25 protein-coding genes are annotated in these 24,925 nt (G+C 44.0%); 5 read left to right on the forward strand and 20 right to left on the reverse strand.

The window, feature by feature from the left end:
- Positions 1 to 80: 80 nt before the first annotated feature.
- From FFR00_RS02190 to nrdR, 13 genes are all read right to left on the reverse strand, one after another.
- Positions 81 to 1,115: a peptide ABC transporter ATP-binding protein gene (locus FFR00_RS02190; RefSeq protein ID WP_174235917.1), complete on the reverse strand. Its 1,035-nt coding sequence runs from the start codon at positions 1,113 to 1,115 to the stop codon at positions 81 to 83.
- Positions 1,112 to 2,092 (reverse strand): dipeptide ABC transporter ATP-binding protein, encoded by a 981-nt coding sequence (dppD, locus tag FFR00_RS02195; RefSeq protein ID WP_137671717.1) that lies wholly within the window; start codon positions 2,090 to 2,092, stop codon positions 1,112 to 1,114. Before dppD ends, FFR00_RS02190 begins: the two co-directional genes overlap by 4 nt.
- A gap of 10 nt (positions 2,093 to 2,102) precedes the next feature.
- The gene (gene dppC / locus FFR00_RS02200) at positions 2,103 to 3,005 is read right to left on the reverse strand and encodes a dipeptide ABC transporter permease DppC (RefSeq protein WP_137671718.1); all 903 of its coding nucleotides are present in this window, start codon (positions 3,003 to 3,005) and stop codon (positions 2,103 to 2,105) included.
- A 14-nt stretch (positions 3,006 to 3,019) separates the two neighbouring features.
- Positions 3,020 to 4,030 (reverse strand): ABC transporter permease subunit, encoded by a 1,011-nt coding sequence (locus tag FFR00_RS02205; RefSeq protein ID WP_137671719.1) that lies wholly within the window; start codon positions 4,028 to 4,030, stop codon positions 3,020 to 3,022.
- Between the two features lie 58 nt (positions 4,031 to 4,088).
- Entirely contained in the window at positions 4,089 to 5,684 is a 1,596-nt protein-coding gene (locus tag FFR00_RS02210; protein ID WP_137671720.1) for an ABC transporter substrate-binding protein, read from the reverse strand.
- Positions 5,685 to 6,074: 390 nt separating this feature from the next.
- Positions 6,075 to 6,554 carry a phosphatidylglycerophosphatase A gene (locus tag FFR00_RS02215; protein ID WP_137671721.1) on the reverse strand — a complete coding sequence of 160 codons (480 nt, stop codon included), beginning with the start codon at positions 6,552 to 6,554 and terminating at the stop codon, positions 6,075 to 6,077.
- 24 nt (positions 6,555 to 6,578) lie between these two features.
- Positions 6,579 to 7,556, reverse strand: coding sequence for a thiamine-phosphate kinase (thiL, locus tag FFR00_RS02220; RefSeq protein ID WP_137671722.1), 978 nt, complete (start codon positions 7,554 to 7,556; stop codon positions 6,579 to 6,581).
- Positions 7,557 to 7,559: 3 nt separating this feature from the next.
- Positions 7,560 to 7,976, reverse strand: coding sequence for a transcription antitermination factor NusB (nusB, locus tag FFR00_RS02225; RefSeq protein WP_137671723.1), 417 nt, complete (start codon positions 7,974 to 7,976; stop codon positions 7,560 to 7,562).
- Positions 7,977 to 7,991: 15 nt separating this feature from the next.
- Positions 7,992 to 8,462, reverse strand: coding sequence for a 6,7-dimethyl-8-ribityllumazine synthase (gene ribE / locus FFR00_RS02230; RefSeq protein WP_137671724.1), 471 nt, complete (start codon positions 8,460 to 8,462; stop codon positions 7,992 to 7,994).
- A 104-nt stretch (positions 8,463 to 8,566) separates the two neighbouring features.
- Complete coding sequence (gene ribBA, locus FFR00_RS02235) at positions 8,567 to 9,679, reverse strand: bifunctional 3,4-dihydroxy-2-butanone-4-phosphate synthase/GTP cyclohydrolase II (protein ID WP_137671725.1); 1,113 nt, start codon at positions 9,677 to 9,679, stop codon at positions 8,567 to 8,569.
- A 66-nt stretch (positions 9,680 to 9,745) separates the two neighbouring features.
- Positions 9,746 to 10,402, reverse strand: coding sequence for a riboflavin synthase (locus FFR00_RS02240; protein ID WP_137671726.1), 657 nt, complete (start codon positions 10,400 to 10,402; stop codon positions 9,746 to 9,748).
- Positions 10,402 to 11,535, reverse strand: coding sequence for a bifunctional diaminohydroxyphosphoribosylaminopyrimidine deaminase/5-amino-6-(5-phosphoribosylamino)uracil reductase RibD (ribD, locus tag FFR00_RS02245; RefSeq protein WP_235836137.1), 1,134 nt, complete (start codon positions 11,533 to 11,535; stop codon positions 10,402 to 10,404). The genes FFR00_RS02240 and ribD overlap by 1 nt, the downstream gene beginning before the upstream one ends.
- Positions 11,536 to 11,985 (reverse strand): transcriptional regulator NrdR, encoded by a 450-nt coding sequence (gene nrdR / locus FFR00_RS02250; protein ID WP_137671727.1) that lies wholly within the window; start codon positions 11,983 to 11,985, stop codon positions 11,536 to 11,538.
- A 354-nt stretch (positions 11,986 to 12,339) separates the two neighbouring features.
- Between nrdR and FFR00_RS02255 the strand changes: the two genes are divergently transcribed.
- Together FFR00_RS02255 and FFR00_RS02260 are read left to right on the forward strand one after the other, a co-directional pair.
- Positions 12,340 to 12,900 carry a DJ-1/PfpI family protein gene (locus FFR00_RS02255; protein WP_137671728.1) on the forward strand — a complete coding sequence of 187 codons (561 nt, stop codon included), beginning with the start codon at positions 12,340 to 12,342 and terminating at the stop codon, positions 12,898 to 12,900.
- A gap of 72 nt (positions 12,901 to 12,972) precedes the next feature.
- Positions 12,973 to 13,302, forward strand: a complete 330-nt coding sequence (locus FFR00_RS02260; protein ID WP_137671729.1) for a ribbon-helix-helix domain-containing protein — start codon at positions 12,973 to 12,975, stop codon at positions 13,300 to 13,302.
- A 351-nt stretch (positions 13,303 to 13,653) separates the two neighbouring features.
- On the opposite strand, the gene glyA is transcribed toward FFR00_RS02260, so the two are convergent.
- Positions 13,654 to 14,907, reverse strand: a complete 1,254-nt coding sequence (gene glyA / locus FFR00_RS02265; RefSeq protein WP_137671730.1) for a serine hydroxymethyltransferase — start codon at positions 14,905 to 14,907, stop codon at positions 13,654 to 13,656.
- A 306-nt stretch (positions 14,908 to 15,213) separates the two neighbouring features.
- Between glyA and FFR00_RS02270 the strand changes: the two genes are divergently transcribed.
- The gene (locus tag FFR00_RS02270; protein WP_137671731.1) at positions 15,214 to 16,212 is read left to right on the forward strand and encodes a ChaN family lipoprotein; all 999 of its coding nucleotides are present in this window, start codon (positions 15,214 to 15,216) and stop codon (positions 16,210 to 16,212) included.
- A gap of 250 nt (positions 16,213 to 16,462) precedes the next feature.
- The gene (locus FFR00_RS02275; protein WP_016402681.1) at positions 16,463 to 16,729 is read left to right on the forward strand and encodes an Lpp/OprI family alanine-zipper lipoprotein; all 267 of its coding nucleotides are present in this window, start codon (positions 16,463 to 16,465) and stop codon (positions 16,727 to 16,729) included.
- Positions 16,730 to 16,774: 45 nt separating this feature from the next.
- Here FFR00_RS02275 and FFR00_RS02280 read toward each other — a convergent pair whose 3' ends face one another.
- Positions 16,775 to 17,686 (reverse strand): L,D-transpeptidase family protein, encoded by a 912-nt coding sequence (locus FFR00_RS02280; protein WP_137671732.1) that lies wholly within the window; start codon positions 17,684 to 17,686, stop codon positions 16,775 to 16,777.
- Entirely contained in the window at positions 17,686 to 17,952 is a 267-nt protein-coding gene (locus FFR00_RS02285; protein WP_137671733.1) for a hypothetical protein, read from the reverse strand. Before FFR00_RS02285 ends, FFR00_RS02280 begins: the two co-directional genes overlap by 1 nt.
- Positions 17,953 to 17,968: 16 nt before the next feature.
- On the opposite strand from FFR00_RS02285, the gene ettA reads away from it, so the two are divergent.
- Positions 17,969 to 19,633: an energy-dependent translational throttle protein EttA gene (gene ettA / locus FFR00_RS02290; protein WP_137671734.1), complete on the forward strand. Its 1,665-nt coding sequence runs from the start codon at positions 17,969 to 17,971 to the stop codon at positions 19,631 to 19,633.
- A 54-nt stretch (positions 19,634 to 19,687) separates the two neighbouring features.
- On the opposite strand, the gene FFR00_RS02295 is transcribed toward ettA, so the two are convergent.
- From FFR00_RS02295 to FFR00_RS02310, 4 genes are all read right to left on the reverse strand, one after another.
- Positions 19,688 to 22,480, reverse strand: a complete 2,793-nt coding sequence (locus tag FFR00_RS02295) for a tetratricopeptide repeat protein (RefSeq protein ID WP_137671735.1) — start codon at positions 22,478 to 22,480, stop codon at positions 19,688 to 19,690.
- A 145-nt stretch (positions 22,481 to 22,625) separates the two neighbouring features.
- On the reverse strand, positions 22,626 to 23,369 hold the full coding sequence (xdp1, locus tag FFR00_RS02300) for an exosortase-dependent surface protein XDP1 (RefSeq protein WP_137671736.1): 744 nt from the start codon (positions 23,367 to 23,369) through the stop codon (positions 22,626 to 22,628).
- A gap of 245 nt (positions 23,370 to 23,614) precedes the next feature.
- The gene (locus FFR00_RS02305; protein WP_137671737.1) at positions 23,615 to 24,352 is read right to left on the reverse strand and encodes a ferredoxin--NADP reductase; all 738 of its coding nucleotides are present in this window, start codon (positions 24,350 to 24,352) and stop codon (positions 23,615 to 23,617) included.
- A gap of 26 nt (positions 24,353 to 24,378) precedes the next feature.
- Positions 24,379 to 24,918, reverse strand: a complete 540-nt coding sequence (locus tag FFR00_RS02310; RefSeq protein WP_137671738.1) for a lipocalin family protein — start codon at positions 24,916 to 24,918, stop codon at positions 24,379 to 24,381.
- Positions 24,919 to 24,925 lie beyond the last annotated feature (7 nt).

The following is a 24,925-nucleotide window of genomic DNA, read 5'->3' on the forward strand; positions in this document are numbered from 1 at the left end:
AAGTTTATCCAGCTAACTTACACGGGATGAGGCAATAAAAAAAGCGGGACAAGCCCGCTTTTTGTTTGGTTTCGAGATACTTAGGCGATTCGCCCCTCTTCTCGCGCAAAACATGCCACTTGTGCATTTGTTTCGCGAACTAAGGCAGGCTGTTCTTTATGGCAGCGGTCGTTGGCGTAACGACAGCGTGCATGAAACGCACAACCTTGCGGCGGATTAAGTGGCGAAGGCAATTCACCCTCTAGTTTAATCTTTTCGCGGCGATGGGCTGGGTCTAAACGCGGTGTACTCGACAACAATGCTTGAGTGTATGGGTGTTTAGGGTTAGCAAACAACTCTTCACAAGAGGCGTATTCAACCGCTTTACCCAAATACATTACCATCACTTCATCAGCAATATGCTCCACCACCGACAAATCATGCGAGATGAAAATGTAGCTTAAGCCCATTTCTTCTTGCAGGTCCATCATTAAGTTTAGCACCTGAGCTTGTACAGACACGTCTAAGGCAGAGACAGGCTCATCGGCTACCACAACCTTAGGGTCTAGCATCAAACCGCGAGCAATAGCGATACGCTGACGCTGACCGCCAGAAAACATATGCGGATAACGGTCATAATGTTCTGGGCGTAAACCCACCTTGGCCAACATCGCTAGGGCTTTTTGCTTACGCTCAGCTTTACTCATGTCGCTATTGATGACCAAAGGCTCTTCTAAAATGGTCCCCACCTTCTTACGGGGGTTAAGTGAACCATAAGGATTTTGGAAGATAATCTGAATTTTTTGGCGCAATGCTTTAGCGGCATCTTTACCCAAGCTTAAGATATCTTTGCCATCAAAACACAACTCACCAGCGGTAGGTGTTTCAATCATAGTGAGTACGCGAGCCAAGGTTGATTTACCACAACCAGACTCCCCTACTACCGCTAAAGTTTTCCCCTTTGCAAGACTAAAGCTTACCCCGTCAAGGGCTTTTACTGTAGCGTCTGGCTTAAACATGCCCGCTTTAACGTGGTAATGTTTTTTCACCCCGTTGACCGACAATACCGACTCTTGCTCTTGATTCGCGGGTTGCTCTGAATCTAACGCAGCCGCTTTCATAATAGTGTCACTCATGCGCTTGGTCTCCCTGCTTCATCAAGTGGCGTAAAACAACGCACTTGACGAACGCCCTCTCCCTGCATAGTGGGTTGTTCTTTCTGACAACGCTCTGTGGCATAAGGGCAACGTGGATTAAGCAAACAACCTATCGGGCGATCAAATGCGCCTGGCACTACACCTGGCAGTGCATCTAGGCGGTCTTTGCCCAGTGATGACTCAGGCAACGATCGCAATAGCGCTTGAGTATAGGGATGTTTAGGTTTAGAAAAAATCTGTTCCGCCGGGCCCGTCTCTACTACTTGGCCGGCATACATCACAATCACTCGATGCGCCGCTTCTGCTACTAATGCCAAATCGTGAGTAATTAACACCAAGCCCATGTTCTTTTGCTTTTGCAGATCTAATAACAAATCTACAATTTGCGCCTGAATAGTCACGTCTAATGCGGTGGTAGGTTCATCAGCAATCAATAGTTTAGGATCACAAGCAATCGCCATCGCAATCATCACGCGTTGACTCATACCACCAGACAACTGGTGCGGGTAAGTTTTCAAACGTGATTCAGGGTCAGGAATGCCCACTTGGTCAAGCAATTCAATCACTCGTTGACGGCGCCATTTTTTATCACCGCTTTGGTGAATTTTGAGCGCTTCGCTAATTTGATACTCAACCGTATAACAAGGGTTAAGGCTCGACATTGGTTCTTGGAAAATCATCGCGATTTCGGCACCAGTAATCGCACGGCGCTTATTTTCTGACATGGCCAATAAATCTTGACCTTCAAACTTAAGCGTATCGGCTTTTACCTTACCTGGGTATTCTATCAAGCCCATAATAGACAGTGAGCTTACACTCTTGCCTGAGCCAGACTCGCCTACAATGCCAACAATTTCACCTTTCTCTACGCTGTAACCCACTTGATCTACCGCGCGAAACGGATTATCGCCATCACCAAATTCAACAGTGAGGTTATTAACTTCTAATAAAGACACAACTAATCTCCTACTGCTTCAATTTAGGGTCGAGTGCGTCGCGTAAGCCGTCACCCATTAAGTTAAAGGCTAATACCGTTAACAGAATAACAAGGCCAGGGAAAGTTACGACCCACCAGGCGCGTTGCACAAACTGTAAGGCATCCGCCAACATGCTTCCCCATTCAGGTGTCGGTGGTTGAGCACCTAAACCTAAGAAGCCTAAAGCAGCCATATCTAAAATAGCGTTAGAAAAACCTAAAGTCGCTTGCACAATAAGTGGTGCAGTACAGTTAGGTAAAATAGTAATGAACATTAAACGCAACGAACTGGCACCCGCTACGCGAGAAGATATTACATAGTCTTTGTTTAGTTCGGCAATGGTAGAGGCACGTGTTAAACGCACGTAGTGTGGCAAGGATACAATGGCAATCGCCATCGCGGCGTTGAAGATACTTGGACCTAAGATTGCCACAATAGCGATAGCCAACAACAAACTTGGCATTGCTAGCATGATATCTACAGCACGCATAATCACGGTTTCTACTGCACCACGGAAAAATCCAGCGGTTAAACCCAGTATTACTCCTAGGCCTAGTGAAAGAGTCACGACCAATACACCAATAAATAGTGATAACTGCGCACCGTGGATAAGACGAGACAAAATGTCCCGGCCTACGTCATCGGTGCCCAGCAAGTAAGCACTGTTGCCACCATCTAACCAAGCTGGCGGTAGTAACAAGGCATCACGATATTGCTCAATCGGTGAATGCGGCGCAATAACGCTGGCAAATATCGCTACGATTAGAATACAAATGATAAAAACCAAGCCAATCACCGCCCCAGTGTTTTGGCTAAAGTAGCCCCAAAACTCCTGTAAAGGTGTTTGAACTTGCGGCCCTGTCGTGGCAGGACTAGTTGTTTGTTCTGACATTAAATTATGCTCCGTTATTTGCTATGACGGATCCGTGGATTAACCACGCCGTACATAATGTCTACTAGCAAATTAACTACAATAATGATGGTGGCAACGATTAAGATACCGCCTTGTACTACCGGGTAATCGCGGCGACCAATAGACTCAATAAGCCACTTGCCAATGCCAGGCCATGCAAAAATAGTCTCGGTTAAAATCGCTCCAGAGAGCAAAATACCCACCTGCAAACCAATAACCGTAATCACCGGAATAAGCGCATTACGCAACGCATGCACCACAATCACTCGCATTGGCGCCATGCCTTTTGAGCGCGCGGTACGGATATAATCTTCGCCTAATACTTCCAACATAGATGAGCGAGTCATACGGGCAATAACCGCCATTGGAATAGTACCCAGCACAATGCTTGGTAGCACTAAGTGGTGCAAAGCAGAAGCAAATGCGCCCTCTTCGCCAGACAGCAAAGTGTCAATCAACATAAAACCGGTGACTTCATCAATCCAATAAGTCACATCAAGCCTACCGGAGACGGGGGTTATCCCTAGGTTCACTGAAAAGACTAGCATTAACAGTAGCGCCCACCAGAATATGGGCATCGAATAGCCGGTTAAGGAAAAGGTCATGACTGAGTGGTCGAATACCGACCCTCGTTTCACCGCCGCTATAATGCCACAGGGCAGCCCCACCAAAATGGCAAATAAAGCAGCACAAGACGCCAGTTCCACAGTTGCGGGAAACAGCGTTAAGAATTCTTCGGTTACCGGTGTCTTGGTAATTAATGAACGGCCAAGATCACCACTAGCAATGTTTTTAACGTAATCAAAATACTGGACCAATAACGGTTGGTCTAAGCCTAATTCGGCACGCAATGCTGCGTGGCGCTCAGGTGACACGCCTCTTTCTCCTGCCATTACCTCAATCGGGTCGCCAGGAATCAAGCGGATTAAGGTGAAAGTTAAAAGAGTAATGCCGATGAAGGTGGGTATCACCAACATCAATTTTTTTATAATAAACTGGAACATAACTACAGCTCTGTGTCAGAAGGAAGGAAAGGGGCTGTTGCCAGCCCCTTAAGCATGTTTATTTTAGCGACACGCCGTAGAAGTGGTGACCGCCTAGAGGGTCAACCTTAAAGCCTTGAACTTCTTTGCGAATAGGCTTGTAAGCAACTGAGTGAGCGATAGTGATCCAAGGAGCTTGCTCTTTGAAAATCAACTGTGCTTCTTCGTATAGCGGAGCACGTTCGGCTTGAGCAGAAATCTGCTTAGCTTTCATGATCACGTCATTAAATGGTTGATGACACCACATAGCGCGGTTACCACCACCAACAGCATCACAACCTAGTAATACGCTTAGGAAGTTATCTGGGTCACCATTGTCACCAGTCCAACCTAATAATACTGTGTCGTGTTCGCCTTGCTTAGAACGCTTAAGGTACTCACCCCATTCGTAGCTAACAATCTCAGCGGTTACACCTACTTTGGCCCAATCGGCTTGAATTACTTCAGCCATACGACGAGCGTTAGGGTTGTAAGGACGCTGAACCGGCATAGCCCAGATGTTGGTCTTAAGATCAGTAATACCCGCTTCAGCTAATAAAGCTTTGGCTTTTACAGGATCGTAAGCGTAATCAACAGTTTTCTCGTTGTAAGACCACATTGTTGGTGGAATTGGGTTTTTAGCGATTTTGCCGCTGCCCTGGAAAACCGCATCAATAATGGCCTGCTTGTTAACAGCAAGGCTCAATGCTTGACGCACTTTAACGTTATCAAACGGTGCTTTTTGAGTGTTAAACGCCAAGTAACCAACGTTCAAACCCTCTTGGCTAAGCAAGTTGATGTCGGCATCTTTTTGCATTTGCTCAACATCAGCAGGGTTTGGATAAGGCATTACATGACACTCGCCCGCTTTAAGCTTGGCGTAGCGTACTGAAGCATCCGGTGTAATTGAGAATACTAAACGGTCAATGGCTGGAGCGCCTTGCCAGTAGTTAGCATTACCAACGTAACGAATGATTGAATCTTTTTGGTATTGTACTTTTTGGAAAGGACCTGTGCCCACTGGGTCTAAGTCTAATTTCTCTGGCGTACCTGCGGCTAGCATCGCGTCGGCTTGCTCAGCTGAAAATACCGATGCAAAGTCCATTGCCATGTTAGCGATGAATGGCGCTTCTGGCTTGCTTAATACAAACTTTACGGTGTAATCGTCAACTTTAACGATATCTTTCACAAGCTCGTTCATGCCCATGCCGCTGTAGTACTCGTAAGAACCACCAGACACTTTGTGGTAAGGATGTTCTGGATCATCTTGACGTTCAAAGGTGAACAATACGTCATCAGCATTAAAGTCGCGAGAAGGTTTGAAGCCTTTCTTTTGAGTATGGAATTTTACGCCTTTGCGTAAGTGGAAAGTATACTCAAGGCCATCTTCAGACACGTCCCAAGATTCAGCTAGGCCAGGAACAACATTGGTTGTACCTACTTCAAACTCAACCAAACGGTTGAAGATGGTCTTAGAAGACGCATCAAATGTGGTGCCTGCAGTGTATAAACTTGGGTTAAAACCTTCTGGGCTGCCTTCTGAACAGAAGACAAACGTTTGTGTTTTAGCTTGCGCGCTCATCGCTATTGCACTTGCTACAAGTGCGATAGACAGCTTAGCTAATCCTTTTTTCATTATGATTCTCCGTGTGACATCTTGTCATGTATGCCGCCGTTATGGCCGCATTTCCGGTGTGTTTGCGAATAGACTAATAATTATTGTTCTTGATAAATCTAGACCCTGTTCTGCAAATTGTCGGTATTACACCAACATTTGTGAACTGAGTAAGACCTAAACAAGCCTGATCCGCTTTTTGCCCGTAATAAACTAGTATTTTTATCTGCCACTGTAAATAGCATAAACAGCATTTTATAAACCAAATCAAAGCCGAGCCAGTTAAAGTGATTAGGAAGTCGATATATTGTCATATTTATGCAGAAAAGAATAAGCTTATGCGTGATTTACATAAGCAGATTCAACTAGATTGAGGGGCAGTAGAATTCAGGAACTAGAGAATTTGATTAATTAAGCGAGAACAAACAGCACAACTTGCAAACAGATGGCGGCAAAAACACCAGCTAATACGTCGTCTATCATTATACCAAAGCCGCCGTGAACTTTTTTATCTAAAACTTTAATCGGCCAGGGCTTTAATACATCAAAAAAGCGAAATAGCACAAAACCAAGCAATACATTCAGCGGTGACAAGGGCACCATAAACATTGTAATCCAGTAACCAACGAACTCATCCCACACTATGCCGCCGTGATCATGAACCCCCATAGCGTCACTGGCTTTTTGACAACACCACACGCCAAATATAAAGCTCAACACAACCAAAGTGATATACAACCATGACGATAACGGTGCGAGCAGTAAATAGAGGGGAATAGCTGCTACAGTGCCAAAAGTGCCTGGCGCTTTAGGGGCTAAGCCGCTACCAAAACCAACCGCACACAAATGTAAGGGGTTACGCAAATTTAAACGGGCTAAAGCCTTATCCATTATTGGTTCTCGTGAATAGCTTGCTTATACGAAATGGTCCCAACCAGCTTGATCTAGCTGATAAGGCTTGTCTTTATATTGTAATTTTATTTCGCCCTTACCCGGCGCTAACTGACCAATACAAGTATATTGTATGCCGCTAAACGATAGCGAAGTATCCACCGAGCCTTTATTAGATTCCGGCACGGTAAAGCACAACTCGTAGTCTTCTCCACCGTTTAAGGCAAAAGCAATGCTTTGGTCAATACTTACGGCTTCGTTCATGGTTTCAGATAAAGGTAATTGCTCAAGTTTTAAAGTCGCTGAACAACTGCTTTTTCTTAAGATGTGGCCTAAATCGTTGTATAAACCATCAGAAATATCGATTGTGGCAGAGGCAATATCGCGTAATCCATAACCGGCTAGTACCCGCGGCTGAGGGAAATAGTGCTGCTTTAAACTCAACTCTAATTGCTGCGGACTTAAGCTCAGCTGATTTTGTAAATGCGCTAAGGCCAAACCCGAATCCCCCAAGTTACCGGTCACATAGATCCAATCACCTGGTTTAGCCCCATCTCGCCGCAGCGCTTTACCATGAGGCACCACTCCATGCACCGTAACAGTAATGCTAAGCGGACCTTTGGTGGTATCACCTCCAATCAGGCTCACATTAAAGTACTCGGCTAAGTCGTAAAAGCCTTTGCTAAATTGGGCCAGCCACGCTTCATTTATTTCGGGTAAGGTAATCGCCAAAGTCACCCAGCGCGGTTCTGCGCCCATGGCGGCCATATCGCTAAGGTTAACAGCCAATGCTTTGTGCCCTAAAGCGCGTGGGGGAATATCGGCAAAAAAATGCACGCCTTCAACCAGGGTATCGGTTGAAATGGCAATGTGACTATTATCGGGTAAGGCAACTACCGCAGCATCGTCACCTACGCCAAGAATTACATCTTGGCGAGGCGCGCTTTTCTGGAAGTATTTGTCGATAATATCGAATTCACCCAGTGACGGCTGAGACGACATTAATTAAGACTTAAACTGCTGTAAGCGTAGAACTTTATCTAGTACACCATTCACAAACTTGTGGCTATCTTCAGCAGCAAATGATTTAGCCAGTTCAATGGCTTCATTAATGACAACTTTTGGCGGAACGTCAGTCACCATCAATAACTCATAAACACCGATTAATAAAATCGCATGCTCAACGATGTCTAATTCTTCTAACTTACGCGACAGCGAAGAGCTCATCGCTTTATCTAGTTTTTCATGGTTAGCCACTACACCAGAAATTAAAGTAGAAAAATAAGGAACATCAGCCTTACTCATGTCTTGTTCGGTTAAGAACTGATGTTCGATGTTAGCAACGCTGTCCTTGGTCACTTGCCATTGATAAATTGCTTGGGTAGCAAATTGCCTAGCTTTACGACGTGCAGCTGGTTTCACAGAGAATTCCTCAAATTAAACTTCTATCTGATTAACTAAGTTAATCATTTCCAAAGCGCTTAGGGCGGCTTCGGTACCTTTATTACCCATTTTAGTGCCAGCGCGTTCAATCGCTTGCTCAATAGACTCAGTGGTTAGCACACCAAATGTTACTGGAATATCGTACTCCATCATCACTTGCGCTAAACCTTTGTGGCATTCATTAGCTACCAATTCAAAGTGGTAAGTTCCACCACGAATTACCGTACCTAAAGCAATAATAGCATCGTATTTTTTAGACGCTGCAATACGCTTAGCTGCTAGCGGAATCTCTACCGCACCAGGCACACGAACAACAGTGATGTTGTCATCGCTTACACCGCCTTGACGGGTTAGCGTGTCTACGGCACCAGATAATAAGCTTTCATTAATAAAGCTATTAAAACGGGCGATAACAATGGCTACTTTAGCGTTTGGAGTCGCCAAGTTTGCTTCAATTACTTTCATGGTTGTTCTGCCTATTCTTTGAGTCCATCAAAAAAATCGCGCCATTCTAGCACAACTAAAGTGATAGACCCTTAATTTAATTTTACGCCAAAGCGCATCGGAAATTATTCCTGGTCAATGTACTCAACAACTTCAAGACCAAAGCCAGAAAGCGCGTGATAACGTTTCGGAGAGCTTAACAAACGCATTTTACTCACACCTAAATCAGCCAATATTTGAGAGCCTACACCCACGGTGCGAGAGGCACTTTGCTGACGCTTTTGTGGTGGTGTTTCGCCACGGTCCTGCAACGCGAAGGCTTTGACTTGTTCAATCAAGTTTTCAGCATCGTCGTCGGTACTTAACAACACCAAAACACCATTTTCATTAGAGATCTTTTCTAATGCTTTATCCAGCGGCCAGCTCATTTTTCCGGCTCGGTCACTGCCTAATAAGTCACTAAAGGTATTGTGCAAGTGCACACGAACCAAAGTGGCTTGATCTTCTTTAACTTCGCCAGCTTGCATCACAAAGTGTACTTTCTCGTCGATAGTATCGCGGTAAGTAATCAGCTTAAAATCACCATGACGGCTAGGCATTTTACATTCTGCCACTCGCTCAATGGTGGTTTCATTGTTATTGCGGTATTCAATAAGGTCTGCAATCGTGCCCATTTTTAAGTCGTGTTCTTTACAGAACACTTCTAGATCGGGGCGACGCGCCATGGTGCCATCTTGGTTAAGAATTTCAACAATCACTGCAGCAGGTTCCCGCCCAGCCAAACGGGCTAAATCAGTTCCGGCCTCGGTGTGACCAGCACGCGTTAGTACTCCGCCTTCTTGTGCCATTAACGGGAAAATATGCCCAGGCATAACAATGTCACTAGGTTTTGCATCGCGAGCAACAGCCGCTTGAACGGTGCGTGAGCGATCAGCAGCAGAAATACCTGTAGTGACGCCTTGAGCGGCTTCTATAGACACCGTGAAATTAGTGGCAAATTGCTCGGTATTTACATCCACCATTAACGGCAACTTAAGTTGCTGGCAGCGCTCTCTGGTCATTGGTAAACAAATCAGACCACGCCCATAGGTGGCCATAAAGTTAATGGCTTCAGGCGTCACCATATCAGCAGCCATGATTAAATCGCCTTCATTCTCGCGATCTTCATCGTCCATGAGTACTACCATCTTGCCATGGCGTAAATCTTCAATAATTTCTTCGATACTGCTTAGTGACATAGCAAAACCTTTCTTACCTAAGGGGTGTTATTTATAGTTATTAGTGCATTTCATTATTGCTACTGGCTACTTTAAAAAGCCATGTTGCGCCAAAAATGCAGTATTGATGTTTGATTCGTTTTTACTCTCTTCAGCATAGCCGATTAGGCGCTCAACATAACGGGCAATCACATCAACCTCTAGGTTAATTTTTTGCCCTGGCGCCCATTGCGAGATAGTCGTTTGCTCTGCGGTGTGGGGGATAATGGTTAAACGCAGCTGCTGTTGTTGAACTTCATTTACCGTAAGACTAATCCCATCTATGGTTATTGAGCCTTTATGAGCAATATAGCGAGCCAGCTCGTTAGGAACTTTTAACCAAATGTTTACTGCCCTAGCACTAGGGCTAATACTCACCACTTCCGCTAAGCCATCTACATGGCCGCTAACAATATGGCCGCCAAAACGATTAGTGGCGAGCATGGCTTTTTCTAGGTTCACCTTATCGCCCTGCTTACATTTAGCCAAAGAGGTTAAACTAAGAGTCTCGGTGGAAACATCGGCGCAAAAGTAATCACTACCAAATTCAACCACCGTTAAGCAAATACCATTTACGGCGATACTGTCGCCCAGATGCACATCAGCCATGTCTAAACTGGAACAGGCGATATGTAAACGCACGTCTCCGCTGCGCTTTTCAATGCTCTTGATAATGCCAAGGGCTTCGATAATTCCAGTAAACATTATTGTGCACCCTTTGCTTGTGGGATCCAGATAGTTTTAATGTCGGGGCCTACGCGGCGGGTTTCAAGGCATTGCCAAGAATTTAACTGATTCATCTCAGTAAAACCCTCTAGGCCTATTAAGCTTTGTGCATCGGCGCCCATCAACTTACCAGCTTGATAACAAATTAGCTCATCGACCAGCTTTGCTTTAATCAGTGCGGCCGCAAAATTTGCTCCTGCTTCCACCCACACATCGTTGATTTCAGCTTCCGCTAGCTGTTGCATCAACTCACTCAAGCTCTGGTCTGAATCACTTATGATAAATTGCTTATCAGCGGCTACTTGCGACTGAAGTTGGGTTCCCGCTAGCCACAGTGACTTGGGATGTTTGAATATGTTTAAAGATTGAGAAGCCGCAGATAAACGTTGCTGACGATCCACCACTATACGCAATGGCTGGCGTAAGCTCTGTTGCTCTAAATGGTGGGTTAAACTACCTAACTCATTATGGCGAACATTTAAACTCGCGTTATCTCTAAGCACAGTGGTAGCGGTAGACAAAATAGCATGGCTGCGAGCGCGTTCACGTTGAACATCGCTCCGTGAATAAGAAGAAGTAATCCACTTACTTTCGCCATTCGATAAAGCGGTTTTGGCATCTATCGAGCCAGCCAGCTTTAAACGTACAAATGGGCGCTTACGTTCCACTCGGCATAAAAAGCCAGGGTTTAGCGCCCTCGCTGCTGATTCCATTAAGCCAGTGCGAACTTTAATGCCCGCCTGTTCTAACATACCAATGCCTCGACCAGCGACTTGCGGATTAGGGTCAACCATCGCAATAATCACTTCGGCGACTTGCTCTTCTATCAACATGCTTGCGCAAGCGGGTGTTCGGCCTACGTGGCTGCAAGGCTCTAGGGTGACATAGGCAAGTGCACCCACTACGCTATGACCAGCTTCTTTAGCCTTTACTACCGCGTTAACTTCGGCATGCCCTTCACCAGCCTTTTGATGATAACCTTCACCAATAATCTGGCCATTTTTCACCAGTACACAACCCACATTTGGATTAGGCGCGGTAGTGTAAGTTCCTAACTCAGCAAGGCGTAGCGCTCTTGCCATATATTGGCAATCTTGAGGGCTAAAACTCACTTATTTTTCCAATTTTGCAATTTCGTCACTAAACTCTTTAATGTCTTCAAAGGAGTGGTATACCGAAGCAAAGCGCACATAAGCCACTTTATCGAGGCTAATTAGCTGCTCCATCACAATCTTACCAATGAACTTGGTTTCAACTTCACGCTCGCCGGTGGCGCGGAGTTGAGACTTAATTTTATTTACTGACTGCTCAACTTGGTCAACACTCACCGGACGCTTCTCTAGCGCTCGCATCATGCCTGCTCGCATTTTCTCTTCGTTAAAAGGTTCTCTTATCCCATTGCCTTTAATGACTCGAGGCATGACCAATTCAGCTAACTCAAATGAAGTAAAGCGCTCATGGCACTCTGAACACTCACGGCGTCTTCTCACCTGATGGCCATCAGCCACTAGACGTGAGTCAATAACCTTAGTTTCATGGGCGGAGCAAAATGGACAGTGCATGGGTGTTCCTTTAGTTAGATATGTAACGATTTTATCCGCTTAACAGGCCAAGGTACAGATCAGTAAAAACTTAAGCGCTGAAAACTTAAGGATTAATGGACGAGTGCTCTGCAGCAAGTAACATTTCATTAGCACTGTTTTTTTAATAAGTGAAAAGCGAAGACCAACGCTCAGTTTGCTTTAAATATCTAAAAATTATAATCCCAAATAGCCAAATATAAACTGTTGAATGAAATAGACTTTTATTAGTTCCGTTGATCCCCAAGTGTAATGTAGTAACCAATTACTACCCCTTACACTCTGCTAGCCCTTATCCTGCCATTGAAATGTAAACAAATTGTTAAGGTGAGAGTGATGGCTAAAGTACTTATTATTGCGGGCGATTTTGTTGAAGATTATGAATTGATGGTGCCGTTTCAAGCACTACAAATGGTAGGGCATAATGTTGTTGCCGTTTGCCCAGAAAAGCAATCAGGTGAGCAGATAAAAACCGCGATTCACGATTTCGAAGGTGACCAAACTTACAGCGAAAAGCCAGGGCACAATTTTACTCTTAACGGCAGCTTTGATGAAATAGTTGCCGATGATTTTGACGCACTATTGTTGCCTGGCGGCCGTGCGCCTGAATACCTGCGCTTAAACCCTCAAGTGCTAGAGATCATCAAAATCTTTGCCAATAAGCAGCAACCCATAGCGGCGGTATGCCATGGTGCCCAGTTGTTAACGGCGGCAGGTATTGCCTCTGGCAGACACATTTCTGCCTACCCTGCTTGTGCGCCAGAAGTAACCGCAGCCGGCGGCGACTATGCTGATATTGCCGTAGACCAAGCAATAACAGACGGAAACTTGGTCACCGCCCCCGCATGGCCCGCCCATCCTCAATGGCTAGCTCAATTTAACGCATTGTTAAAATAACCTAAGTGAAAGAGCAAGTTTTGACGTTTTGTACCATGATTAGACTTCGATCTAATCATGGTGAGATTTGTTATGTGTGAGATCTATTCAGGTACTGAAGCCGAATTATTTGAGTTAAAGTCGCGTTCGGTGCGTTTAGACGGTGTGGTCACGAGTGTTCGTTTAGAAGCGATTTTCTGGCAGCTTTTAGAGCAAATAGCCGATGAAGCGGAACTGAGCCTAGCTGGTTTTCTAACCCAAATTTACCATGAAGTTTTGCAGCGAGAAGGCAAAGTGGGCAATTTCACTTCATTACTAAGGGTCGCCTGTACTACCCATTTAAATCAGGGCAAGCGCTTAGTGCTGCATCAAGGTACTATTGAGCAAACAGCAGGCAAATCCTTTGCCCATAACACTGTGTAGTCATCGCTATTGAGCAATGATTAACAGCATAAAGCTTCCCCAAATTACAAACTGTAGAAAAACCATTCTTTTTGCGCTGGCCACTGGATTCATGTCCATTGTTATTCTCTCTCTTTTGAAACTACCAACAATGCTGGTAATTTGACTTATCAATTAGATCTAAAAACTCAGCAAAAACAATACCAACTGCATGTTTGTTAAGCGTAGATCTAAACTATCCCTCCTTGGTTTGTGTTCCTATTCACATTTAGCCCGTAGAAACCCTAAGTTGGACTAAAAAACAGATACAAAAAAGGAGGCCATAAGCCTCCTTTCATTTATCTTGTCAGTCCCTGACTATAGATTGCTTACTTAAGCATAGACCGGGAAACGCTGGCAAAGTTCTAACACTTGGCCTTTAACACGTTCGATAACTGCATCATCTTGTAAATTATCTAGTACATCACAGATCCAGCCCGCTAAGTCTTTAGCAGCAGCTACATCTAAACCACGACGGGTAATCGCAGGCGTACCGATACGCAAACCACTGGTCACAAATGGTGAACGAGGATCGTTTGGAACCGAGTTCTTGTTAACAGTGATGTTGGCGCGGCCTAGTGCTGCGTCAGCGTCTTTACCAGTAATGTCTTTGTCGATAAGGTCAACTAAGAACAAGTGGTTTTCAGTACCGTTAGATACAATTTTGTAACCACGCTCTTGTAGCACCGCCACCATCGCTTTTGCGTTATCCAATACCGCTTGTTGGTATTGCTTAAACTCAGGCTCCATAGCTTCTTTAAAAGCTACTGCTTTAGCTGCAATAACATGCATTAAAGGACCGCCTTGGCCGCCAGGGAATACTGCAGAGTTTAATTTTTTCTCGATAACTTCGTTAGCACGAGCCAAAATCAAACCGCCACGTGGGCCAGCTAAGGTTTTATGCGTAGTGGTAGTCACTACGTCTGCAATAGGAACTGGGTTTGGGTATAAACCTGCAGCCACTAAACCAGCAATGTGTGCCATATCAACAAATAGGTAAGCACCTACTTCGTCAGCGATATCGCGAAAACGCTGCCAGTCAACCACACCTGAGTATGCTGAGAAACCAGCAATAATCATTTTTGGTTTGTGTTCTTTAGCTAGCTTTTCAACTTCAGCGTAATCTAGCTCGCCAGTTTCCGGATTAATTCCGTACTGAACAGCATTATAGATTTTACCTGAGAAGCTTACGCTGGCACCGTGAGTTAAGTGACCGCCATGAGCAAGGCTCATGCCTAGCACAGTGTCACCAGCATTTAGTAATGCCATAAAAACAGCTGAGTTAGCTTGTGAACCTGCATGAGGTTGCACGTTTGCGTAGTCTGCACCAAATAGCTGTTTAGCACGCTCAATAGCAAGTTCTTCAGCTTGGTCTACATACTCACAACCACCATAGTAACGCTTGCCAGGGTACCCTTCGGCGTACTTATTAGTAAGGTAAGAACCTTGCGCTTCCATTACCCGTGGGCTGGCGTAGTTCTCAGAAGCAATCAGCTCAATGTGCTCTTCTTGGCGAACTTCTTCTTTAGTAATGGCTTGCCATAATTCGGCATCGTAATCGGCGATATTCATATCACGCTTTAACATCAGTATCTCCTGACTCTTTTGTTACATGTTGGTGGGTGATTTTTCGAAGGCGCATTCTAACCTGAGTCCTTTTCAGATCACAGCAAAATTTTAAGCTCTAGGTTTACCTTGATAGCATAAACTTAACATAAACCCCGTATGGCGCATCGAAGTGAGATAGTGAGTGTAAAGGCACCTGTTTGCAATTCTCTCACCGCCTGCTTTGATCTTTATGAAATAAATTCACGTTAATTTAAGCATTACTTTTAGGTTTAATAAAGGCTAAGATGATAATGATTATCATCTACACTTAGAGTATTGACCCCTATGTTATTTCGTCTTTCAAGTTTACTGTTTATCTTGGTCAGCTTAACGGCCTGCAGTACTAGCCAACCAAACACTGGTCTTCAACAAGCGAGCATCGCTGCCCCGTTAGAGACTTATTATGATTACCTCCTTTTTGACCCACATGCTCAGCAAGTTCTCAACGATACTGAAACACTAGCCAGTTTGCTTGCAGATTCAAATGTGGTGTTATTTGGTGAGTACCATAGTCACCCAGGGATCCATTTAGCACAGTTACGTTTATTCCAATCTCTGCATGCGCAACACCATCAATTAAGCTTATCTTTGGAACAATTTGATCGTAGCCAACAAGCTTTAGTAAACGAGTATTTAAACAATGAGATCGGTGAAGAATGGTTGATTAAGCAAACTAACGCTTGGCCAAATTACCGTTCCGATTATCGGCCCTTAGTTGAATTCTCGAAGGCTAAGCACTTAAACGTTATTGCCGCCAACGCCCCTAAAGCGCATGTGACTTGTATAGGTAACGAGGGTTTGGCCTATTTAGACACGCTAGACTCGGAGCAGCGCCTTTTGTTGAGCCAAGAATTTACCGTAGATGATCCCGCTTACCAGCAACGCTTATTTGGAAATGCTCATCATGGCGACAGCCAACAAAGCCAAAATCATTTTCTAGCCATGTTAGCCTGGGACGAGACCATGGCTGAGTCTATTGCCGCTCACTTTGGCAATGAAGAGAACCAACAAGTCATGCACATTGTGGGTAATTTTCATATCGAACAAAAACAAGGCACCTACTCACGGGTGCAACAACGTTTACCAAATTCAAAAATAAGCTCAGTGGTTGCAGTCAGTCAGCAAGAGTTTTTGGCACTCTCTATAGAAGAGCAACAAGCTAAGGGGGACTACCTTATCGTGGTGTTAAGTTTACCCAAACGTTACCAAAGTGCAGACAACCGCAAGGCGGAATACCAACATATTAAGCAGCGCTCTAATAAACAATGTAAAAGCATTAACTAACAGCAGGCTAGCAATAATCCTGAAATGTCCCTACTAGGCGACATCTTTTGTTGCAAAAATGTTAACAAAATAACTTAAATCCCTGTTATCACCCTATTTTTCTTTTACTTTTACTATCTAGGGCTTGCAGCTTAATAATATTGAGCCATAATCATATCAGCGGCTCACTCAACGCAGTGAATGGCTTTGCTTAATACGAATTGACGATTGATATCATTCGTTAGACTTGAACATAAAGGACGGACTTACCATGAATAAGTTTTTAGTTGCAGGCGCTATTGCTTCTACCATTTTACTAGCGGGTTGTTCTTCAAACACTACCGCTTTAGAAAACAACGTACAATCTCTAAGCGACAAAGTTGATGCACTATCTAACGAAGTTGCAGCTCTTCGAGCAGAGCAAAGCTCTTTGAGTGGCGACATCAAGTCAGCTCAAATGAGTGCTGACCAAGCTAAAGCTGAAGCTATGCGCGCTAACGAGCGTATCGACAACATCGCTTCTTCTTACACTAAGTAAGTTTAAACCGATGTGAAAAAGGAGATGCTATGGCATCTCCTTTTTTTATCCCTGATTTTCACCCACCATTAAAGCAATGCCTTGCTGGTTTTTCAGCGCTTGATTGACAACCGAAGAATCAACCCCCGCTTGAGTAATAAACTTAATATCATCTCTACTTAGCTTTAATGAAGTTGCTTGGCTTACATCTTCTTGTGAACGATTTAGCGGCTGATGCACTTCTAACAAGTACTCACCACTTGGCTCTAAGGAATGTTTAATCGATTGATCAATAATACGTACGGGTGTTTTCACATTAACTTGAGAAAACAAATACTCAATATCGTTCGGGAACAAGCGAATACAGCCAGAGCTCACTCGCAGGCCAACCCCAAATTCTTTGTTAGTGCCATGAATCAAATACTCACCATTGCCATAAGCCAATCGCAGCGCATATTCGCCCAATGGGTTTTCAGGTCCAGCTTGAACCACTTGCGGCAGAATGATGCCTTTTGCAGCGTATTCGTTTCGAATATTCTGAGTTGGTGTCCAAGTTGGTTTTTCTCGTTTCTGGCTAATATAAGTACTCATTTCAGGTGTTTCACGACCAATTCGACCAATGCCAATTGGCAATACATCTACTTGATGGTTATTTGGTCGAAAGTAGTACAAACGTAGTTCAGCCAAATTAACCACTACGCCTTTATGCTCAACATCAGGTAGTAGTATTTGAGTGGGGATAAGCAGCTGGCTATCCACTTCAGGTAAAAATGGGTCGACACCCTTATTGGCTGCCATTACAGCCAAAAAGCCTACGCCATAACGCTCGGCAATAAGCGCGATAGTTTCACCTTTTTGGATCCGGTGCCACTGGTTGCCCCCCAATAAACGGCTACCATCATTGGGTAGGTCATAAGTTAAGGCGGAAGCCGTAAACGCCAGGCTAAGCGCTAGGCAAGCTAACAACAATCTTTTCATCAGTCAGTTACTTCAAATAGTGATAACAGCAACATAGCATTAATTATTAGCAAATTCGACTCGAAGCCATCACCCACTCGGTTATCAACGGTGGCCAACAGCAGATTTAGCCGCTTTTCATATAAAACAGTGACAACATCAACAACAGGCTGAATAAAGTGATTGGCAAAGCTAGCATCCAGCAAGGAAGCCAGTATCATAGCGGAAGATAAAAACAATCTGATTTGGGTGTATGCTTTAGCTGCACCAAACACTAGTTTTGACATTCTATAGGAACGGCAAATGGCCCAATTTATTTATACGATGAACCGCGTCGGTAAAATCGTCCCCCCTAAAAAGCACATTCTAAAGAACATCTCTTTAAGCTTTTTCCCTGGCGCCAAAATTGGTGTGTTAGGTCTTAACGGCTCAGGTAAGTCTACGTTATTACGTATTATGGCTGGCATCGATACCGAAATTGAAGGGGAAGCACGCGCCAACCCTGGCACCAAAATCGGTTACTTAGCGCAAGAACCACAAATGGACTTAGACAAGACCGTTCGTGAAGTGGTAGAAGAAGCGGTAGCGGTGGTTAAAAGTGCCCAAACTCGCTTAGATCAAGTTTATGCAGAATATGCTGAACCAGACGCTGATTTTGATGCACTTGCTAAAGAACAAGGCGAATTGGAAGCTATTTTAGCCACTCACGATTCTCACAGTTTAGAGAACCAGTTAGAGCGAGCAGCCGATGCCTTGCGCCTGCCGGAGTGGGATCAAAAAATTGAGAAACTGTCAGGTGGTGAACGCCGTCGCGTAGCGCTATGTCGTTTATTGCTTGAAAAGCCAGACATGTTGTTACTAGACGAACCTACCAACCACTTAGATGCTGAATCTGTTGCTTGGTTAGAACGTTTCCTGCATGACTATGAAGGCACCGTTGTAGCAGTAACTCACGATCGCTATTTCTTAGATAACGTAGCAGGTTGGATTTTAGAGCTAGACCGCGGCGAAGGCATCCCATGGGAAGGTAACTACTCATCTTGGTTAGAACAAAAAGAAGATCGTTTAAGCCAAGAAGCGTCCCAAGAGAAGGCCCGCATGAAATCCATTCAAAAAGAATTGGAATGGGTTCGCTCTAACGCGAAGGGTCGTCAAAGCAAAAGTAAATCACGTATGGCACGCTTTGAAGAGCTTAATACTCAAAGCTTCCAAAGCCGTAATGAAACTAACGAACTGTTCATTCCAGCCGCTCAGCGTTTAGGTGACAAGGTGATTGATGTCACTAAGCTAAGCAAATCTTACGACGGCCGAGTTCTTATTAATGACCTATCATTCAGCATCCCTAAGGGCGCGATAGTAGGCATTATTGGGCCTAACGGTGCCGGTAAATCAACCTTATTTAAGATGATAACCGGCGCTGAGCAAGCAGACTCAGGTACTGTAGAAGTGGGTGACTCGGTTCAGATCGCCAGTGTAGACCAATTCCGTGATGCAATGGATGACAAAGCCACAGTCTGGCAAGAAGTGTCTGGTGGCTCTGACATTCTAAAAATTGGTAACGTTGAAGTACCAAGTCGTGCATATGTGGGTCGCTTTAACTTTAGAGGTGGCGATCAACAAAAACGTGTGGGTGAGTTATCTGGGGGTGAGCGTGGTCGTTTGCACCTCGCTAAGCTGCTTCAAACCGGTGGCAATGTATTACTCCTAGATGAACCAACCAATGACCTAGACGTAGAAACACTACGTGCACTTGAAAACGCCTTATTAGAGTTTGCTGGTTGTGCCATGGTTATTTCGCATGACCGCTGGTTCTTAGACCGCATCGCAACTCATATTCTTGATTACCGCGATGAAGGCCAAGTGAACTTCCATGCGGGTAACTTTACTGAGTATGAAGCTTGGCTTAAAGAAACCATTGGCGAAGAAGCCGCACAGCCTCATCGTATAAAATACAAACGAATAAGCTAATTTGTGAAACTAAAAAGCCACCTACAGGTGGCTTTTTTATTGGAAGCGAAGCCTTTAGCTTAAGCTGTCTAATAAGGCTTTAGCGTCTTCGTACTCAGAGAACTGTTGTTCTAATTCTAAGGCTTCCTGTACTTCTCGCTTAGCCTCTGCTTTTCGCCCTAACTTATCCAACGCAAAAGCAAGATGGTAACGAATCGCAGCATCCGAAGAATTCATTGTGTAGGCTTCGCGCAAAAACACTAAACCTTGGTCAAACTTACCTCGCTGTATTTCAATCCACCCAATGGTGTCTAAAATTGCCGCATTCTTAGAGCCCTGCTCTACCGCAATAGCAATAGTACTGTAAGCCTTGTCTAAATCAGTTTTAGAGTAGATATAAGCCAAATTATTTAAGATGCCCGGCTCATTTTCTAACTCAGGAATAGTTCGTAAGGCTTCATAGTGTGTCTGCGCCTGACTCAATTGCTTGTCTTGCAAATAGCTGTCTGCCAATAAACGGCGATGCCAAGCTGTTTTGGTGCTATCTTCCAACAAGACTTCTAGTTGCTGATGAAATGCCTTCACAGCTACACCTTGCTTAGACAATTGATACAAACGCACCACTGCTTCGCGATTGAAATGGTTTAAGGCCACCGCTTGGCTGTATTGTTTTTGAGCATCAAGCGGTAGACTTTTACGCAGCAAGATATCGCCCTTTAGTGCATATAACTCACTGCTATCACCGAACAATTGCTGTAGTTTAACGACCGTTTTCTCGGCGTCTTCAATCTGTTGCTGCGCCAATTCAACTTTGGCTAACAAGACTAACGTTGTCATTATTTTAGGGTCAAGTTCGTGAGATTTAAGCAAGCTCGCTTTTGCAGCAGACAATTGCTTTGCTTGAATCTGCATTTGAGCCAAAGTAATTAAGTTTTCCGGTTGCTCTTTCCAAATACTGTCCAGTAATCCAATAGGATAAGCGGCATCGTCGTAACGCTCTAAACGAATCAATATTTCAGCATAAGAGCTTAAATATTGCTCATTTAAAATATATTCACGATTTAATTTTTCAACCTCGGCTAATGCCAAAGACCACTGTTGAGTTTGCATATATGTATCTAACTTCAACTCCCTAGCCACTCTATTGTCTTGCTGATAAAGCAGTACTTTATCCAATTGCTCAATAGCTTGTGGGTAGTCTTGCTGCTGCAAGTAAATACGAGCGGCCAGCAAATAGCTCGCCACATGGTCATTTTGAGTAGTAAGAATTTGCTTGAGCAATACTAAAGCCTGTTCCGGCTTACCTTGGCTTTTTAGCACCAAAGCTTTATTAAAACGTGCGCCCAAATTACTTGGGCTGCTCGCTAAAACGTCATCAAGATAACGCAGTGCCAGATCAAACTGCTGAGTTTTAATGTAGTAAGCCGCGATTAAATTTTGCGTAGGGCTGGTTTTAATGTTTCGGCCAATAAGCTCTTCTACTGCTAATTTAGCCTGGGCATAATTATTAACTTGTAGAGCCAACTCACCTTTCAACTGCAGCCACTTTATCGGGGCGTCTACTTCGCTATAAGGTAAAGTTTGCAACAAACTTAAAGCTCGCTCTGCTTCACCACTCGCTCGTGCTAGCTCAGCTTCTAATATAACCACATAATTCGAATCGCTATGATAAGCGCGAATTTGCTCAAAAGCCTGCTGCGCGGCACGTAACCGCCCTGCGTCTATATAGAGATATACCAACTGTACCGACAAACCGAGGTCGCGAATAATATAATCAAAGTTTTCTTGAAGGAGTAGCTGCAGTTTATAAGGCTCGCCCGAACGCAAATACACCTTAGCAAGCATTCTTGTTGCGCCTAAATCACTGGGTTTCTGCCGTAAATACTGGCTCAGGTACTGCTGGGCTTTTTCATCATTCTTTAAAATAAATTCTGAGGCGCCTTGAATAAACAACAGCGTATTGGCATCAGTCAGTTCTTCGCCTTCGGCAGCAGATACCTTTTGAGATAATTCAGTAAGCGCTTGCTCAGCCAACTCGGCATTATCTTCATCACTTAACAAGGTAGCACTTATTAAAATAGCGGTAGGATCGTTAGGAGTCTGTTCTTGGACTTTCTTTAAGTAGCGCTTAGCCTCTTCTAGCTGATTAGCTTTAAGGTGGGTCATCACCAAACTACGTAAAACTTTAGGATCTTCAGGATCTAAACTATAGGCTTTCTGATAACTTTCTAGCGCGGCGCTCATCTGGCCTTGGTTCGCTTCTAAGTTTCCCTTTAATAGCCACGTTCGCTCATTGTTTTCAGCAATACTTAAAGAACGTTTAACCCACTGCTCAGCTAGAACATACTCTTTCTGCTGCAGATATAAAGTAGCCAAGGTATTCATTGCACTAGGTTTATTAGGGATTAACTTCGTCGCTTGCTCAAACTCCTTACGCGCTAAATCAGCTTGCGAGTTTAATAAGTAGATCCGTCCACGCAACAGCTTCCACTCAAACTGAGTTTGTCGCGAAAACTCGCTCGCTCGTTCTTCAAAAGCCAATACTTCGGAGGTCTTTCCTTGCAGCAATAGAACATTACCAAGCATTGGCAATACTAAATTAATATCAGCACCAAGGTTGAGTGCTTCCTCCAGTTGTTTTTCAGCTGAGCCTAAATTATTAGCGTTGAAATACACCTTTGCGAGTAACAGTTTTGAAGAAAGATGTTCGGGGTTAGCCGTTAAGGCATTTTTTAAATGAATAAAAGCTTCGTTTTCTTCCCCACTATGAAAGGCTTTAACGGCCAACTCGTATTCATTTGCTTGCTCATTAGCAGAGCTAAAGCCGGCAACACACAAAAGTAAGAAAGAGAGAAAAGACTTTTTCATTGGCAAACAGGTTCCTTGTTACAGCGAGGGTCAATCAATTAACCGACAAACAGTATCTAATGAACCAGAGGCAAAAAAAAGACAAAAAAATACGAAATACAGAGTATTTCGTATTTTTCGTTAAACAGGAAAAGGAATTTTATATTTAAGCTTGGCGCTTTCTGGTACGTAGTGCAATACCAAATAGGCCCGCTGCAAATAACAGTACTGTACCTGGTTCTGGAACAGTAGCAGCAAACTGAGGTGTTTCGGTATTTACACCAGCAAGCTTGAATCCATCATTGTTAGCAGACCAGTTCAAGTTACCGAATATAGGGTTGTATGCACCAATCAACCAATATTTAGACACAGCATCTGAATCAATAGCTTGATAAGCGTAATCGTCGGCATTACTTACTTCGGCTTCAGTTGTCCAACCTAAACCAGCTAAATCAGCCCATCTTTGATTATTCACAGTAGCAACATCACTACCCGAATAAGCCAATACTGAAACATCTGCGTGACTAGCTTGCCTATTAGTTCCGTGATCTTCACTGGCCCAACCTAAAGTGAAGCCCGCTAGATTTACCGCTTCATCAAAAGTTAGCAAAACCATATCAAAATCGTTGCCGTAGCTGTCGATAGAATGTTGCGGAGTATTGTTCGGCTCATCTCTATTATCAGACATCAAGCCATATGAGTTCGAATATCTAAGTTTGGTATTTTTAATACGTCCGTCATTAGGGTTGGCGGTATCCGACCAACCAGTAACACTTAATCCAGACATATCCAGAGAGTTACCGTTTCCAGTGCCGGATAGTGAACCATCATCAAAATCCCAAACTTGCTCCGCAGAGAAAGCTGACATAGACACAGCACACGTTGCTACTAATAAAATTTGTTTAAACACAGCGCCCCCAAAATAGCATTCTGTATATTATTTAAAAACCGTCCTAACCAATACAAAGCAATAAACAAGCCAATAAAATTAAGTCTTTATTTCCAATACTTTACAGTTCAAAAATTCAGTAAAACTGTAACATTGTAAAGAAAACTGACAACAAGCGTTGCTTTTGTAACCACCAAAAACTAGGTTGATGTTCAGGAGCTAAAAATTTGATGCGAGCAGATTAACATCAATGCTCATAAAACGCACTACCAGTAACGCTCCACCGTTACTTGCCCTGGTTTACGTCGTAAATTTTTCTTCAAACCTTTTTGCTCTAAGATCACTTGCGCATCGGTAATCATTTCGGGGTTACCACACATGATCACTTGGGAATGCTCTGCGCTTAATGTAAGGCCAAGCCCTTGTTCCAACGACCCATTCGCTAAGGCTTCAGGGATTCTACTTTTAAGCGCACCTGCGCAGTCTTCACGAGTAACCATGGCTTGAAACTGGAACTGTGTGGGGTGTTCTGCTTGGTATTTATCAATAAGATCTTTATAAGCGATATCTTTGATTTTTCTCACGCCGTAGACCAACGCAATTTTCTCAAAACGTTGCCAAGCTTGCGCCGTTTCTAACATTGAGAAATACGGTCCTATTCCTGTTCCGGTGCCAATTAACCACAAGTGCTTCCCCTCGGGCACTTCATCCAACACCATAAACCCTGCCGCACTGCTTGAAACATCGATGGCATCACCAACACTCAATTGATGAAGATTAGGTGACAGCAAGCCATGTTCTACCTTAATCGCAAGCACTTCTAGGTAATCGGTATCAGGAGGATTTACTAATGAATAGGCACGAGCTACGCGCTTACCCTCCCTTAACTCTGATAATTTAATGAATTGCCCAGCGATAAATGGCGTAATATCGGCCTTAATTCGTAAACTGAATAGCTCATCATTCCAATCAATACGTTCAATTACTTTACCCTCAGTCCACATACTTATTCCTTTACTAAAACAAATTCTTATTCTTGAGAAGTAATCACTTCAGAGTGATGATCGACATAAATCAACGCATCTACATCGTAACCCAAGTCTTTAGCCTCATGAACCAAGTCGCTTTTCACTTGGTGAGCTAAGTCAGGCGTTCGAGCAAGCAGCCATAAATATTTTCGGTTCGGGCCGGCAACTAACGCGTATTGGTAGTCTTGCTCATCCAAGGCAAACACAACATAAGCACCATAAAATGGTCTAAAAAAGGACACTTTGAGATGCCCAATGTCTGGTGAGTCAACAAACTGAGCAATGCCTTCGGCTTCAAACCACTGTTGCTCCTGCTCAGAAAAGCCTTTATTTAGTACCGTTACTTTGCCGTCATCACGTAAGCTATAAGTTGCGGTCACATGGCTCATGCCACGCTCGAATGAGTGGTCTAAACGAGCAACTTCATACCAAGTTCCCAAGTATTTTTGTAGCTGAAAATTACTCACCGGCTCAATGCCTTCTGGTTTGCCGCTACATGCACTTACCAACAATACCGCAATAAAAATAACTGTCTTTTTCATCAGTACA

The organism is Agarivorans sp. Toyoura001 (assembly GCF_005405585.1).
Classification (GTDB): domain Bacteria; phylum Pseudomonadota; class Gammaproteobacteria; order Enterobacterales; family Celerinatantimonadaceae; genus Agarivorans.